The sequence below is a fragment of the Sedimentimonas flavescens genome, from assembly GCF_019264375.1.
Taxonomy (GTDB): Bacteria; Pseudomonadota; Alphaproteobacteria; order Rhodobacterales; family Rhodobacteraceae; genus Rhodobacter; species Rhodobacter flavescens.
The window spans coordinates 241,938-256,509 of record NZ_JAHVAI010000001.1; the positions used below are offsets into that span (position 1 = coordinate 241,938).

The 14,572-nt window shown below is 66.1% G+C and carries 13 protein-coding genes; 6 read left to right on the forward strand and 7 right to left on the reverse strand.

All coding sequences use genetic code 11. The annotated features are described in order from the left end of the window. The 3 genes from KTQ37_RS01300 to KTQ37_RS01310 are packed head-to-tail and all read left to right on the forward strand — an operon-like array spanning position 1 to position 3,141. Positions 1 to 459 carry a cupin domain-containing protein gene (locus KTQ37_RS01300; protein ID WP_218628656.1) on the forward strand — a complete coding sequence of 153 codons (459 nt, stop codon included), beginning with the start codon at positions 1 to 3 and terminating at the stop codon, positions 457 to 459. After that, positions 459 to 959, forward strand: a complete 501-nt coding sequence (locus KTQ37_RS01305; RefSeq protein WP_218628657.1) for a cupin domain-containing protein — start codon at positions 459 to 461, stop codon at positions 957 to 959. Before KTQ37_RS01300 ends, KTQ37_RS01305 begins: the two co-directional genes overlap by 1 nt. Continuing rightward, positions 952 to 3,141 carry a 3-hydroxyacyl-CoA dehydrogenase NAD-binding domain-containing protein gene (locus KTQ37_RS01310; RefSeq protein WP_218628658.1) on the forward strand — a complete coding sequence of 730 codons (2,190 nt, stop codon included), beginning with the start codon at positions 952 to 954 and terminating at the stop codon, positions 3,139 to 3,141. The genes KTQ37_RS01305 and KTQ37_RS01310 overlap by 8 nt, the downstream gene beginning before the upstream one ends. Positions 3,142 to 3,189: 48 nt before the next feature. Here KTQ37_RS01310 and KTQ37_RS01315 read toward each other — a convergent pair whose 3' ends face one another. Both KTQ37_RS01315 and KTQ37_RS01320 read right to left on the reverse strand, forming a co-directional pair. Then, a complete protein-coding gene (locus KTQ37_RS01315) occupies positions 3,190 to 3,846 on the reverse strand; it encodes a Hint domain-containing protein (RefSeq protein WP_218628659.1) in 657 nt (218 codons plus the stop codon). A gap of 59 nt (positions 3,847 to 3,905) precedes the next feature. Beyond that, the gene (locus tag KTQ37_RS01320) at positions 3,906 to 4,808 is read right to left on the reverse strand and encodes a DMT family transporter (RefSeq protein ID WP_218628660.1); all 903 of its coding nucleotides are present in this window, start codon (positions 4,806 to 4,808) and stop codon (positions 3,906 to 3,908) included. Between the two features lie 122 nt (positions 4,809 to 4,930). Between KTQ37_RS01320 and KTQ37_RS01325 the strand changes: the two genes are divergently transcribed. Together KTQ37_RS01325 and KTQ37_RS01330 are read left to right on the forward strand one after the other, a co-directional pair. Then, on the forward strand, positions 4,931 to 6,556 hold the full coding sequence (locus KTQ37_RS01325) for an AMP-binding protein (RefSeq protein ID WP_218628661.1): 1,626 nt from the start codon (positions 4,931 to 4,933) through the stop codon (positions 6,554 to 6,556). 124 nt (positions 6,557 to 6,680) lie between these two features. Then, positions 6,681 to 7,694 (forward strand): hypothetical protein, encoded by a 1,014-nt coding sequence (locus KTQ37_RS01330; protein ID WP_218628662.1) that lies wholly within the window; start codon positions 6,681 to 6,683, stop codon positions 7,692 to 7,694. A 1-nt stretch (position 7,695) separates the two neighbouring features. Here KTQ37_RS01330 and KTQ37_RS01335 read toward each other — a convergent pair whose 3' ends face one another. From KTQ37_RS01335 to KTQ37_RS01355, 5 genes are all read right to left on the reverse strand, one after another. Beyond that, entirely contained in the window at positions 7,696 to 8,358 is a 663-nt protein-coding gene (locus KTQ37_RS01335; protein ID WP_218628663.1) for an SPOR domain-containing protein, read from the reverse strand. A 64-nt stretch (positions 8,359 to 8,422) separates the two neighbouring features. Further along, complete coding sequence (gene upp / locus KTQ37_RS01340; protein ID WP_218628664.1) at positions 8,423 to 9,055, reverse strand: uracil phosphoribosyltransferase; 633 nt, start codon at positions 9,053 to 9,055, stop codon at positions 8,423 to 8,425. Positions 9,056 to 9,071: 16 nt separating this feature from the next. Beyond that, a complete protein-coding gene (locus KTQ37_RS01345; protein WP_218628665.1) occupies positions 9,072 to 10,295 on the reverse strand; it encodes a phosphopentomutase in 1,224 nt (407 codons plus the stop codon). Further along, positions 10,292 to 11,614, reverse strand: a complete 1,323-nt coding sequence (locus KTQ37_RS01350) for a thymidine phosphorylase (RefSeq protein ID WP_218628666.1) — start codon at positions 11,612 to 11,614, stop codon at positions 10,292 to 10,294. The genes KTQ37_RS01345 and KTQ37_RS01350 overlap by 4 nt, the downstream gene beginning before the upstream one ends. Next, on the reverse strand, positions 11,614 to 12,006 hold the full coding sequence (locus tag KTQ37_RS01355) for a cytidine deaminase (RefSeq protein WP_218628667.1): 393 nt from the start codon (positions 12,004 to 12,006) through the stop codon (positions 11,614 to 11,616). Before KTQ37_RS01355 ends, KTQ37_RS01350 begins: the two co-directional genes overlap by 1 nt. A gap of 181 nt (positions 12,007 to 12,187) precedes the next feature. Here KTQ37_RS01355 and KTQ37_RS01360 point away from each other — a divergent pair, with 181 nt between their 5' ends. Next, the gene (locus tag KTQ37_RS01360; protein ID WP_218628668.1) at positions 12,188 to 14,464 is read left to right on the forward strand and encodes an NADP-dependent malic enzyme; all 2,277 of its coding nucleotides are present in this window, start codon (positions 12,188 to 12,190) and stop codon (positions 14,462 to 14,464) included. The last annotated feature ends 108 nt before the right edge of the window (positions 14,465 to 14,572 follow it).

Consider the following 14,572-nt stretch of genomic DNA (forward strand, 5'->3'; position numbering starts at 1 on the left):
ATGATCATTCGCAAAGCAGATGCGCAGATCGACCGGGGCACGCCCGCGCAGGCGGCCGCCCTCGGACAGTTTGAGGCGCTGCTGTATTCCGACAGCGGTGGGCTCACGCAGTTCGGCGCCTTCGTCGAGACCCTCGAACCCGGCGCTCGCTCGTCCGACCGTCACTGGCACGAGGAGGAAGACGAATTCCTCTACATGCTGTCGGGCGAGGCGACGGTGATCGAGGATGCGGGCGAGGCCGCGATCGGACCGGGCGATGCCTGCTGCTGGCCCGCAGGCGTGGCGAACGGGCATCATCTCGAGAACCGCTCCGATGCGCCCTGTTCCTATCTGGTCGTGGGCACCCGCAAGACGAGCGACGTCGTGCATTACTCTACGATCGACAAGATCCTGATCCGCGAGAACGGTGCCCGGCGGTTGGTCCGGCGCGACGGCTCGCCCTTTGTGGAGGGGCAGTGATGCCGAAACTCGATCTCGCCAAGGCACCCGTGAAGACGGGTTCGATCTACCCCGAGCCCTATGCCGCGCAGATGGCGGGCCGGTCCTCGATCCGTCTGGGCGAGCTGGCGGGTCTGACGCAGTTTGGCGTCAACATCGTCACGCTGGAACCCGGCGCCGTGGCCTCGCTGCGGCACTGGCACCTGCGCGAGGACGAATTCGGCATGGTCCTTGAGGGAGAGCTGACCCTGATCGAGGACGAGGGCGAAACCCTCATGCGCCCGGGCGATTGTGCCGCGTGGAAGGCGGGGGTGGCGAACGGCCACCGCTTCGTCAACCGCTCGGACCGGCCGGGCAAGTTTCTGATCGTCGGCACCAAGTCGCCCGAAGAGGTGGCGACCTACTCCGACGTGGACATGCAGATCCATATCGCGGGCGGCAAGGCTCGCTTCACCTATCAAGACGGCAGCGATTGGGCGGGGCACCGCGACCGCGCGCCGAAGGGAGAGAACAATGGCTGACTTTACCTATGCGCTCGACACTGACGGCGTGGCCGTCATTACCTGGGACGTGCCGAACAAGTCGATGAACGTGATGAGCCTGGAGGGCTTCGCGCTTCTCGACAGCTTCATCGACAAGGCGCTGGCCGACGAGGCCTGCAAGGGCGTCGTCATCACCTCGGGCAAGAAGGATTTTGCCGGCGGCATGGACCTGAACGTCATCGCGCAGATGCGTGCGGGCGGCGCCCAGGCGATCTTCGACGGCGTGATGCAGATGCATGCCGTGCTGCGCAAGATCGAACGCGCGGGCATGGACCCGAAGACCCTCAAGGGTGGCAAGCCGATCGCCACCGTCCTGCCCGGCACCGCGCTTGGCATCGGGCTGGAACTGCCGCTGTCCACGCACCGCATCTTTGCCGCCGACAACCCGAAGGCCAAGATCGGCCTGCCGGAGATCATGGTCGGCATTTTCCCCGGCGCGGGCGGCACCACCCGCCTCGCACGCAAGATGGGCGCGATGGTCGCAGCCCCCTTCCTGCTGGAAGGCAAGCTGAGCGACCCCAAGAAGGCCCGCGCGGCCGGCATCATCGACGAAGTGGCCGAGGATCCGCTGGTCGCCGCCAAGGAATGGGTGCTGAACGCCAAGGACGCCGATCTGGTGAAGCCGTGGGATGCCAAGGGCTACAAGATGCCCGGCGGCGCGCCCTATCACCCGGCGGGCTTCATGACCTTCGTCGGCGCCTCGGCGATGGTGCATGGCAAGACCATGGGCGTCTATCCGGCGGCCAAGGCGCTGCTGAGCGCTGTCTACGAAGGCGCGCTTGTACCCTTCGATCAGGCGCTGCGCATTGAGGCACGCTGGTTCACCTCGGTTCTGATGAACCCGTCGTCGACCGCGATGATCCGTTCGCTCTTCATCAACAAGGAGGCGCTGGAGAAAGGCGCGAACCGCCCGAAGGTCGCCGACCAGACGGTAAAGAAGGTGGGTATCCTGGGCGCGGGCATGATGGGCGCGGGTATCGCCTATGTCGCGGCCAAGGTGGGCATCGAGGTCGTGCTGATCGACGCGGCCCAAGAGGCCGCCGACCGAGGCAAGGCCTATTCGACCGGCCTCATGGACAAGGCGATCAGCCGCAAGAAAGCGACCGAGGAGCAGAAGGCGGAGCTGCTTGGCCGCATCCTCGCCACCACCGAATACGCGATGCTTGAGGGGTGCGATCTGATCGTCGAGGCGGTGTTCGAAGACCCCGGCGTCAAGGCTGAGGTCACCTCGAAGGCCGAGGCCGTGATCCCTGCGAATGCGGTCTTCGCCACCAACACCTCGACCCTGCCGATCTCGATGCTGGCCCGCGCCTCGTCGCGCCCCGAGCAGTTCATCGGCATCCACTTCTTCAGCCCGGTGGACAAGATGCTGCTGGTCGAGATCATCAAGGGCGCGCAGACCGGCGACGTGGCCGTGGCCAAGGCGCTCGACTTCGTGCGGCAGATCAAGAAGACCCCGATCGTGGTCAACGACGCGCGCTTCTTCTACGCCAACCGCTGCATCATCCCCTATCTCAACGAAGGTATCCGCATGGTGGCCGAGGGCGTCTCGCCCACGCTCATCGAGAACGCGGCGAAACTGGTGGGGATGCCGCTCGGGCCGCTGCAACTGGTCGATGAGACCTCGATCGACCTCGGCGTCAAGATCGCCAAGGCGACCCGCGCCGCGATGGGCGATGCCTATCCCGACGGCGCGGTGGACGAGGTGGTCTTCTGGATGGCCGAGCAGAACCGCCTGGGCCGCAAGAACAAGGCGGGCTTCTACACCTATGACGAGGCTGGCAAGCGTGGCGATTTCTGGGATGGCATCGCCGCGAAATACCCCGAAGCGGCCGAACAGCCGGACTTGGCCGAGGTGCAGCATCGCCTGCTGATGGCCCAGGTGCTCGAGGCCGTGCGCGCCTTCGAACAGGGCGTGCTGGAAGACATCCGCGAAGGCGACGTGGGCGCCATCCTGGGTTGGGGCTTTGCGCCCTGGTCGGGCGGTCCGTTCGCCTGGCTCGACATCCTTGGCGCCGCCCGCGCGGCCCAGATCTGCGACGACCTGACCACCCGGTTCGGCGCGCGGTTCGAAACGCCCGCGCTTCTGCGCGATATTGCGGCCAAGGGCGACGGTTTCTACGCCCGTTTCGGCGGCGGTCAGGCTGCGAAAGCCGCCTGATCTACGGGACAGACATCGCAACGCCGGGGTCATGTACCCCGGCGTTTTTCATTCTGCTCGCTCATCCTCGATCAGCGCTTCGACCAGCCGCCGCGCCTTGTCGAGCGGCAGGACGCGATAATCCGCGCGCCCCTCCATCAGCGCATCGAGCGGCGTTCCATCGGCCGCACCGCACAGGATCATCCCCGCGCCATTGGCGTAAACGACCTCGGCATCCTCGAACTGCAGGAAAATCACCTCGAAGGGCTGCTGCGGCGCGATCCGCGCAGCGCCGCGATAGCCCTCAAGCGCAGCGGCGGGGATGAAAGCGAAGGGATCGTCATAGAGGGTCTCGGCCAGATCGCTTTCGATCAGCACGATCTGCTCGGGCAGAAGCATCATGGCCTCGGCATTGCCCAACACGCCGGGCGGGATTTCAAGCGGCAGCATATGCGGCGGGCAGTGGCCACACCCATCGCTCAGCGTGGCGCGCATGATCTGTTGCACCCGGCGCGGCCCGTGATCGAAGGTCAGGACACGCTCTCCCGGGTTGATCGTCTCGACCCGGCGCCAGCCGTCCTCGGTGGCGATACGGGTGCCCGCCGCGATGCCCTCGGCCAACCCGGCACCATAGGGATTGTCGGCGGCTTCCCCGGACCGGGGGCGCTCGAACAGGCCATCATCCTCGGTGCCCGGACCGCTTTCCTCGTCGAACAGACCCGCCATCGTCTCCCCTGCTTGCCTGCGGGAAGGCTAGCACCCGGCGCCCGGCAAGGAAATGCGCACTAGCGCCCGCGCATCACGATCAGCATCCCGGCGACCCAGATCAGCGCCATGCCAAGCCATTCGCGCGCCACGGGGATCTCGCCCCAGAGCGTCCAGCCCCAAAGCGCCGCGGCGGGCAGCACAACATATTCGAACACGGCAACGCGCGAGGGTTCCGCCAGCTGGTAGCCGCGCACCATCAGCCCGACCCCGACCAGCGAGCCCGCCGCCTGAACGAAGACCCAGAAGATGACGGGCATCGAGGCCCATGTCATTCCGCGCAGCAAGAACCCGGCCGCGCCCGGCGGCACCTCGAGCGGCAGCGCCGAGGTCAACGCGAGCCCGACCGCCCCGAAGATGCCAAGCGCGGTGAAGAACCCCGCCGTCAGCGTCACCGCACCCTCACCCGGGCACCAGCGGCGTGTCGCGATATTGCCCATGGCATACAGCGCACCCGCGATCACCGGCACGATGGCGGCAGGGCCAAGGCGCGCGCTCTCGGGGCCGAGGATCAGCAGGATGCCGGTGAAACCCACGGCCACGGCGAGGATGCGAAACGGCCCGATCCGCTCACCATAGGCGAAACGCGAAATCAGAAGCACGAAGATCGGCGCCGTGAACAGCCCGGCGGCGACCTGCGGCACCGGCAAGAACCCGAGCGCCGCGAAATAGCACAGCATCGCGCTGCCATGCACAGCCGAGCGCGCCACGACTCCGCGCAGGTTCACCGGCCGCAGCCGCAGCCCAAGCAGCGGCGCCGCTATCACCAGAAGCCCCGCCACCATCAACGAGCGCATCAGGTGAAACTGCCACAGGCCGATTTCGCTAGCGATCACACGCACATAGTTGTCGGTGAACCCGATCAGCACGGCATAGCCACAGATTGCGGCAGCCGCCTGCACGGTGTGATTTCCACGTATCATGACGTAACGTAACTTCCTTGCGCGGATTCTGATCCCTCTTCCCTTTCGCCTTCCCCCGGCCAATTATCGCGCCCGTAAGCGACATTTTTTCCGACATCTTCACGCGACTGGGGAGGATTGCCATGGGCTGGCTGGCTGACGAAACGGGGCTTGAGAAATGCGCGGCGAATTATGTGCCGCTGACGCCGCTCTCGCATCTGAACCGCGCGCTAGAGGTGTTCCCCGATCGCACCGCGCTGGTCTATGGCTCGGTCCGCCGGACCTATGTCGAGTTCCATGCCCGCGTCAGCCAGCTTGCCTCGGCGCTGCAAGCGCGCGGCATTCAGTCGGGCGACGTGGTGGCCTCGATCCTGCCCAACACCGGCCCGCAGGTCGAGGCGCATTTCGGCGTGCCCGCCTGTGGTGCGATCCTGAACGCGATCAACACGCGCCTCGACGTGGACACCGTGGCCTATATCTTCGAGCATTCCGGCGCGAAGATGGTGCTGGTCGATACCCAGTTCCTGAAGCTGGCCGAGGCCGCGATCAAGCAGATGCACGGCGCGCCGCCTCAGATCATTGAGGTCGCGGACCCCGAGCATGGCTTCCAGCCGGGCGGGCATTACCTTGAGTATGAGGAACTGGTCGCCATGGGCGACCCGATGTTCGACTGGGTCATGCCGCAGGACGAATGGGAAAGCATCGCGCTGAACTATACCTCGGGCACGACGGGCAAACCCAAGGGCGTCGTCTATCACCACCGCGGCGCCTATCTGGCAACCATGGGCAACGCGATTTCCTGGCGGATGCAGCTTTACCCGGTGCTGCTGACCATCGTGCCGCTGTTCCATTGCAACAGCTGGACCCATCCCTGGCTGATGCCGATGATGGGGGGCACCACGGTCTGCTGCCGCGACGTGACCGCCAAGGCGATCTACGACGCCATCGCCGACCATGGCGTGACCCATTTCGGCGGCGCGCCGATCGTGCTCAACACGATCATCAACTGCAAAGAGGCCGACCGCCGCACCTTCGACCATATCGTCGAGGTCTTCACCGCCGGCGCCCCGCCGCCCGCCTCGACCCTCGCCGCGATCGAGCCGCTCGGCTTCAACGTCACGCAGGTCTACGGCCTGACCGAGGTTTATGGCCCGGCGACGGAATGCACCTGGAAGCCTGAGTGGGAAGGCATCACCGGCGATGAGCGCGCGGAGCTCAAGGCCCGCACCGGCGTTCTGATGCCGATGATGGAACAGATCACGGTCCACGACCACGGCAAGGAGGTCGCCCGTGACGGCCAGCACCTAGGTGAGATCGTGATCCGGGGCAACGCCACGATGAAGGGTTATTTCAAGAACCCCGAGGCCACCCGCGAGGCCTTCAAGGACGGCTGGTTCCACTCGGGCGACATCGCCTTCATGCACCCGGATGGCTATATCAAGATCACCGACCGCGCCAAGGACATCATCATTTCGGGCGGCGAGAACGTCTCCTCGGTCGAGGTCGAGGGTGTGATCGCGGCGCATCCGGCGGTGCTGCTGGCCTCGGTCGTGGCGAAGCCCGACGAGAAATGGGGCGAGGTGCCCTGCGCCTTCATCGAGCTGAAGGAAGGCGCCAGCGTCACCGAGGAAGAGATCGTCAAGTTCTGCCGTGAACGACTGGCGGGCTTCAAGACGCCCAAGCGTGTTATCTTCGCGGACCTGCCGAAAACCTCGACCGGCAAGATCCAGAAGTTCGAGCTGCGCGCCGTCGCCAAGCTGCTCGACTGAGCCAAGGATCGGCACAAAGTTGCAAAGGGGGGCCAAGCGCCCCCCTTTTCCCATCCCTTGCCGCAATTGACCCCGGGGCGCGTTAGGCTATCCTGCGCCAAACAAGAGCAGTTCAAAGGTCCAAATGACCGCACTCCCGCAATACGAGCGCCTCGAAGCGCCCGGCATCTGGCGTGAAAGCCCCGAGGCACAGCGCCAAGAGGTGATCGTGTCCTTTGGTGACGCGACGCTGGTGATTGCGGATGACCGCTCGGTCAAGGCGCTGGCGCATTGGTCGCTGCCCGCACTGGTGCGGCGCAACCCCGGCAAGCTGCCCGCAATCTACGCCCCCTCGGACGAGCCGGGCGAAGAGTTGGAGATCGACGACGAGACCATGGTCGAGGCGATCGAGCGGGTGCACTCGATCCTCGAGTCGCGCCGCCCGCATCCGGGGCGCCTGCGCGGCTGGCTGACAGGGGGCACGCTGGCCTTGGCGGGTTTGCTGGCGGTGTTCTGGCTACCCGGCGCGCTGATTGCACAGGCCGCGCGGGTCGCCCCGCAGGCCAAACGCGTCGAGATCGGGCATCAGGTGCTGGCCGAGCTGACCACGCTAACCGGAATGCCCTGCTCAACCGGGCAAGGACGACGAGCGTTGAATGCCCTGAGAACGCGGCTTGCAGGCCCCGAAGAGATCGTGGTTTTGCCGCAGGCCCTGAAAGGTGCGCGGCGTCTGCCGGGCAAGGTCGTGGCAATCGGGCGCGATACGATCTCGGGCCTCGATACGCCCGAGGTCGCCGCAGGGCATATCATCGCGGCAGAACTGGCCAGTGCTGGCGAGGATCCGCTGCTGACACTGCTCGAATGGGCCGGGGCGAGCGCGGCCTTTCGCCTGCTGACCACGGGCGATCTGCCCGATTCAGCGCTGCGCGGCTATGGTCAGGTGTTGCTGGCAAACCCGCCCGCGATGCCGGATACCGACAGCTTGCTTGCGGCCTTCGCACAGGCAGGCGTTTCCTCAACCCCCTATGCCTATTCGCTCGATCCCTCGGGCGAAAGCGTGCTGTCGGTGATCGAGGCCGACCCGTTCAAGGGCGCCCCCGCCCCGCGCCCGGTTCTGGATGACGCGCAATGGATCGCGTTGCGCGAGATTTGCGACTGATCTAGCGGAGATAAGCGTCCGAGAAGCCGGCACGGCGCACGGCGCGCAGGGCCTCTTGCAGCTCCACCGGCGCCAGCGGACCGGCAAAGACGATCGTCAGCCCGCTGACCTGCTGGGTCGAGACCGGCAGACCGAGGGCGTGCAGCCGCGCCTTGGCACGCTCGGCGTTCTGGGCAATTCCAAAGGCCCCGACCTGCACATATTTGCCAGCCAGCGGGTCTTTGCGCACAGGGGTCTTCTTCTTGGCGGGCTTGGCGGGGCGCGGTGCTTCGATCACCGGCTCGGCGGTCTTCACAGGCGCGGGCTTGGCGACCTCGACGGGCGCGGGTTCCGCCAACACCGGCGGGGCCGCGGGCAGCGTCAGTTCCTGCTCGGGCAAGGCCGCGGGCGGCACAGCCTGAACGGGCGGTTCGGCGATCTCCACGACCTTGGGGCTCGGCGGATAGCCGCAAAGCGGCAACCCGTCGCGCGTCACGCGCGCCACCCATTTCGCCTCGCCCCCCGCGCCTTCCAGCAGAAAGACGCAGCCCATGGAGTCGACATATTGGCGCCCGACGAAACCCGGTGGCGGCAGTTCGGCCGGACCGATGGTTTCGGCCCAAGCCGCTGGACTGCAGAAAAATGCCGCCATCGCCGCCGATGCAATCCCGCGCCCAAGCCTCATCTCTGCCCCCTTATGGTTTCCCCGGAAGATGCCGCAGCTTGGCCGGACAGTAAAGCCGCCCGGACTACTTGGTGCCGAACATCCGGTCGCCTGCATCGCCCAGACCCGGCACGATATAGCCGTGATCGTTCAGCCGCTCGTCGAGCGCCGCAGTGACAATCGGCACATCGGGATGGGCCTCTTTCATGCGGGCAACGCCCTCGGGCGCGGCCAGCAAGCACAGGAAGCGGATGTTCTTGGCGCCCTTCTCCTTGAGCAGATCAATCGCCGCGACCGAGCTGTTGCCCGTGGCCAGCATCGGATCGACCACGATCACCAGTCGGTCCTCGATCTCGGCGGGCACCTTGCAGTAATACTGCACGGGCTTGAGCGTCTCGGGGTCGCGGTAAAGCCCGATGAACCCCACGCGCGCGGCCGGGATCAGTTCCAGAATACCGTCGAGCAGCCCGTTGCCCGCCCGCAGGATCGACACCAGCGCCAGTTTCTTGCCCTCAAGGATCGGGGCCTTCATCTCTTGCAGCGGCGTCTCGATCCATTTCGAGGTCAGCTCCATCTCGCGCGTGATCTCATAGGCCAGAAGCAGGCTGATCTCGCGCAGCAGGCGGCGGAAGGACGCGGTCGAGGTATCCTTCTCGCGCATGAGGGTCAGTTTGTGCTGCACCAGCGGATGTGTGACGACGGTCAGATGGTCGGTCATGTCCCTTGTTCCATTCTCATTCGGTCAGAAAGCTGTGGCCTGCTCCGCGTTCGGTCAGGCCAAGATGATGGGCAAGCGTGGCGCCCAGATCGGCAAACCCGACCTGCCCGACGCAGCGCGGCGCAAGGTCGGGGCCGAAGGCCAGCACGGGCACACGTTCGCGCGTGTGGTCGGTGCCGGTCCAACTGGGGTCGTTGCCATGGTCGGCGGTGAAGATCGCCAGATCACCCGGGCGCAGCCGCGCCATGAAGCGCGCAGCCCCCGCGTCGAACCACTCCAGCGCGCGGGCGTATCCGGCAATGTCGCGGCGGTGGCCATAGAGGCTGTCGAACTCGACGAAATTGGCGAAGGTCAGGCTGCCCTCCTCGGCCTCGTCGGCCAGGCGGATCAGATGCTCCATCAGGTCGGCGTCGCCCTTGCCCTTGTGCAGATGGCTGACCCCGCGATGCGAGAAGATATCGCCGATCTTGCCGATCGCATGGGTCACTCGCCCGGCACCATAGGCCCAGTCGAGCAGCGTCGGCGCGGGCGGCGCTATGGCAAAGTCACGCCGGTTGGGCGTGCGAGTGAAATGCCCCGGCGCTCCCACGAAGGGCCGCGCGATGACTCTGCCCACCTTCATCGCGTGCAAGGTGGGCGCGAGTTCCTTGCACAGCGTCAGCAGTCGCTCAAGGCCGAAGGTCTCTTCATGCGCGGCGATCTGGAACACGCTGTCGGCCGAGGTATAGCAGATCGGCCAGCCCGAGCGCATATGCTCGGCCCCGAGGCGCTCAATGATCGCGGTGCCGGGGGCGTGGCAATTGCCCAGGATCCCCTCGGTTCCGGCCGCGCGGGCCACCTGCGCGATCAGATCGGGGGGAAAGCTGTTCTCCATCTCGGTGAAATAGTGCCAATCCCACGGCACCGGAACGCCCGCCAGTTCCCAATGCCCCGAGGGGGTATCCTTGCCCTTCGACACCTCGGTCGCGGCGCCCCAGATGCCCTTGGGCAGCGCACCAAGCCCCGGCGCCTTGAGGCCCGAGGCAAGCTCGACCGCCGCCCCGAGGCCAAGCGTATCGAGCGCGGGAAGGCTCAGCGGCCCGGTGCGCCCCAGATCGGCACGCCCCGCAGCACAGGCCTGCGCGATATGGCCCACGGTGTTGGCGCCGGTATCGGGGCGGCCCTCGTTGAAGAAACCCGCAGCATCGCGCGCCCCACCGATACCCACGCTGTCCATTACGATCAGGAAAGCGCGCGTCATGCCACATCCTCCGGGCCGATGCGTTCGTGGATCAGCGGCGGCTCGTCCGGCATCTTGCCGGTCAGCTCATAGGCGGCCAGAACGGCCTGCACAGCGGCGTCCGCCTTGTCGTCAGTGCTGGCGTGAACCATTGCGATAGGTTCGCCGTGCTGCATCTCCTCGCCGATGACGGCAAGACCCGACAGCCCGACCGAGGGGTTCACGCGATCAGTGCCCACCAGCCGCCCACCACCCAGATGCACGACGGCCTCCCCCAGTGCCCGCGCATTGACGCGGGCGACGTAGCCGTCACGCGGGCTGGGAACGATACGGAACACCGGGGCCGAAGGCAGCCGGTCGGGGTAACGTTCGACGAAATCCATCGGCCCACCAAGCGCGCCAACCATACGCCCGAAGATCTCGGCCGCGCGACCCGATTCCAGCGCATGGTCGATCAGCGCCGCGCCCTCGTCGAGATTGGCGGCCTTGCCCGCCAGCGTCAGCACCTCGCCGCCAAGCGCCGAGGTCACATCCCACAGCGCCTCGTTCACCGAGGTTCCCGTCAGCGTCTCCATCACCTCGATCACCTCCAGCGCGTTGCCGGCGGAATGGCCGAGGCTCTGGCTCATGTCGGTGATCAGCGCCGAGGTATGGCAGCCCGCGTCATTCGCCGTCCGCACAAGGCTTTGCGCCAGCGCGCGGGCATCCTCGATATCCTCCATGAACGCGCCCGAACCCACCTTGACGTCAAGCACCAGCGCACCAAGCCCGGCCGCGAGCTTCTTCGACAGGATCGAGGCGGTGATCAGATCGATCGACTCGACGGTGCCCGAAATGTCGCGAATGCCATAAAGGCGGCGGTCGGCGGGGGCGATTTCGTCCGTCGCGCCAACGATGGCGCAGCCCACGTCCTTGACCACCTGGCGCAGGGCCTCGATGCCCGGCAGCGCGCGATAGCCCGGGATCGCCTCCATCTTGTCGAGCGTTCCGCCGGTGTGCCCCAGCCCGCGCCCCGAGATCATCGGCACATAGACCCCGCAGGCCGCCAGCGCCGGCGCCAGCAGCAGCGAGACGGAATCGCCGATCCCTCCGGTCGAATGCTTGTCCACCACCGGGCCGGGCAGATCCCAGGTCATGACTTGCCCCGAGTCGCGCATCGCCTCGGTCAGCGCCACCCGGCCATCGGTGCCGATCCCGCGCAGCAGCACGGCCATGGCGAAGGCCCCGGCCTGCGCATCCGAGACCGACCCATCCGCCAGCCCACGCGCAAACCAGCCCGCCGCCTCGGGCGCGAGGCCCTTGCCATCGCGCACCGCCAAGATGACCGAACGCGCGTCCATCAGCACCTGTCCATATGGCTCACATCGAAGCGACCGGGCAGCAATTCGCCGATCGTGGTATCGAGCCGTGCGCCATCGGTGGTGGCCAGCGTCACCGGCACGTCGGAACGTCCGAACTCGGCCAGTTTCTGACGGCAGCCGCCACAGGGCGGCACCGGCGCGGGGCTGTCTGCGATGACGGCAACTTCGATCAGTTCGGTCTCGCCCGCCGCAATCATCGCGGCAATCGCGCCGGCCTCGGCGCAGGTGCCTTCGGGATAGGCCACGTTCTCGACGTTCACGCCCTTGTAGATCGTGCCCGAGCGCCCGCGCACCGCCGCACCGACCTTGAAGCGCGAATAGGGCGCGTAGGCGTTCTCGCGCACTTCGCGCGCGGCCTCCAGAAGCGACATCGGCCTTCCCTCCTGCATGATTTGTCCAAGCGGTTCAGTTTTCCCGATCCTGCGCCCTGCGCGGGCGCGATGCAAGCGGGATACAGCCCACACAGCCACACGCCATGGTGATGGCGCTACCAGCCTATTCCCCTACGTCAAAAAATAGTTTAAGGCTAAACCAATTCCATGGGAGGCTTTGATGACCGACGCAAGACACGAAGCGGGACGCCATCCCGCGCTGGACTACCACGAGTACCCCAAACCCGGAAAACTGGAAATCCGGGCGACCAAGCCGCTGGCCAACGGCCGCGACCTGAGTCTTGCCTACTCTCCGGGCGTGGCCGAGGCCTGCCTTGAGATCAAGGCCGATCCGGCCACGGCGGCCCGCTACACCGCACGCGGAAACCTTGTTGCCGTGGTCACCAACGGCACCGCCGTACTGGGCCTTGGCAATATCGGCGCGCTGGCCTCAAAGCCCGTCATGGAGGGCAAGGCCGTCCTGTTCAAGAAGTTCGCCAATATCGACTGCTTCGATATCGAACTGGACCAGCCCGATCCCGAAAAGCTGGCCGAGATCGTCTGCGCGATGGAACCCTCCTTCGGCGCGATCAACCTTGAGGACATCAAGGCCCCCGACTGCTTCATCGTCGAAAAGATCTGCCGCGAGCGGATGAATATTCCGGTCTTCCACGACGACCAGCACGGCACCGCCATCGTGGTGGGCGCGGCGGCGACCAACGCGCTGCGGATCGCGGGCAAGAAGTTCGACGAGATCAAGATTGTCTCGACCGGCGGCGGCGCGGCTGGCATCGCCTGCCTCAACATGCTGCTCAAGCTGGGCGTCAAGCGCGAGAACGTCTGGCTGTGCGACATCCACGGCCTCGTGTACGAAGGCCGCGAAGTGGACATGAACCCGCAAAAGGCCGCCTATGCCCAGGCGACCGATCTGCGCACGCTCGACCAGGTAGCCGAGGGCGCGGATATGTTCCTGGGCCTCTCCGGCCCCGGCGTGCTGACCAAGGAAATGGTCGCCAAGATGAGCGATCGCCCGATCATCTTCGCGCTGGCCAACCCCACCCCCGAGATCCTGCCCGACCAGGTGCGCGAAGTTGCCCCCGAGGCGATCATCGCCACGGGGCGTTCGGACTTCCCCAACCAGGTCAATAACGTGCTGTGCTTCCCCTTCATCTTCCGGGGCGCATTGGACGTGGGCGCGACGACCATCAACGACGAGATGCAGCTGGCCTGTATCGAGGGGATCGCGGCGCTTGCCCGCGCCACCACCTCGGCCGAAGCCGCCGCTGCCTATCGCGGCGAAAAGCTGACCTTCGGTGCGGATTACCTGATCCCGAAGCCGTTCGACCCTCGCCTGATCGGCGTCGTGGCCTCGGCCGTGGCCAAGGCCGCGATGGAGACCGGCGTCGCCACCCGCCCGATCGAGGATCTGTCGGCCTACAAGCGCAAGCTCGATGGTTCGGTCTTCAAGTCGGCCCTGCTCATGCGCCCGGTCTTCGAGGCCGCTGCCACGGCGACGCGCCGCATCCTCTTCACCGAGGGCGAGGACGAACGCGTCCTGCGCGCCGCGAATGCGATGATGGAGGAAACCACCGACCGCCCGATCCTGATCGGTCGCCCGGAGGTCATCGAGCGCCGCTGCGAACGCGCCGGCCTGCCGCTCAAGCTCTCGGAGCTTGAGATCGTGAACCCCGAGAACGATCCGCGCTACCGCGATTACTGGGAAACCTACCACCATCTGATGGCGCGGCGCGGCGTGACCCCCGATCTGGCGCGCGCGATCATGCGCACCAACACCACCGCCATCGGCGCGGTCGCAGTCCATCGCGGCGACGCCGACAGCATGATCTGTGGCACCTTCGGGCAGTATCTGTGGCACCTCAACTACATCAGCCAGGTGCTGGCGCATGACGGGCTGCACCCGGTCGGCGCGCTCAGCCTGATGATCCTTGAGGACGGGCCGCTGTTCATCGCCGACACCCATGTGCACCACGAGCCGACCCCGGCGGAGATCACCGAAACCGTGATGGGCGCCGCGCGTCATGTGCGCCGCTTCGGCCTGACGCCCAAGATCGCGCTATGCTCGCACAGCCAGTTCGGCAACCTCGACACCGACTCGGCCCGCCGGATGCGCGCCGCGCTTGAGATGCTCGACACAGCCGAGCCCGATTTCATCTATGAGGGCGAAATGCACCTGGACGCCGCACTCGATCCCGCCATTCGGGGTCGCCTGCTGCCCGACAGCCGCCTGCAAGGCACCGCCAATGTTCTGGTCTTCGCCAATACCGACGCTGCCTCTGGCGTGCGCAACATCCTCAAGGCCAAGGCCGGCGGCCTTGAGGTTGGCCCGCTTCTGATGGGCATGGGCAACAAAGCGCATATCGTCACGCCTTCGATCACCGCGCGCGGCCTGCTGAACATGTCCGCCATCGCCGGTACACCGGTCGCGCATTACAGCTGACACAGGGGCGGGCGGAGACATCCGCCCGCCTTGCAAACTTCGCAAATTTGCAAAGCCTCCACCAGACACACACACGTCTGCATAGATAAAACGGCTTTGCAAAAATTT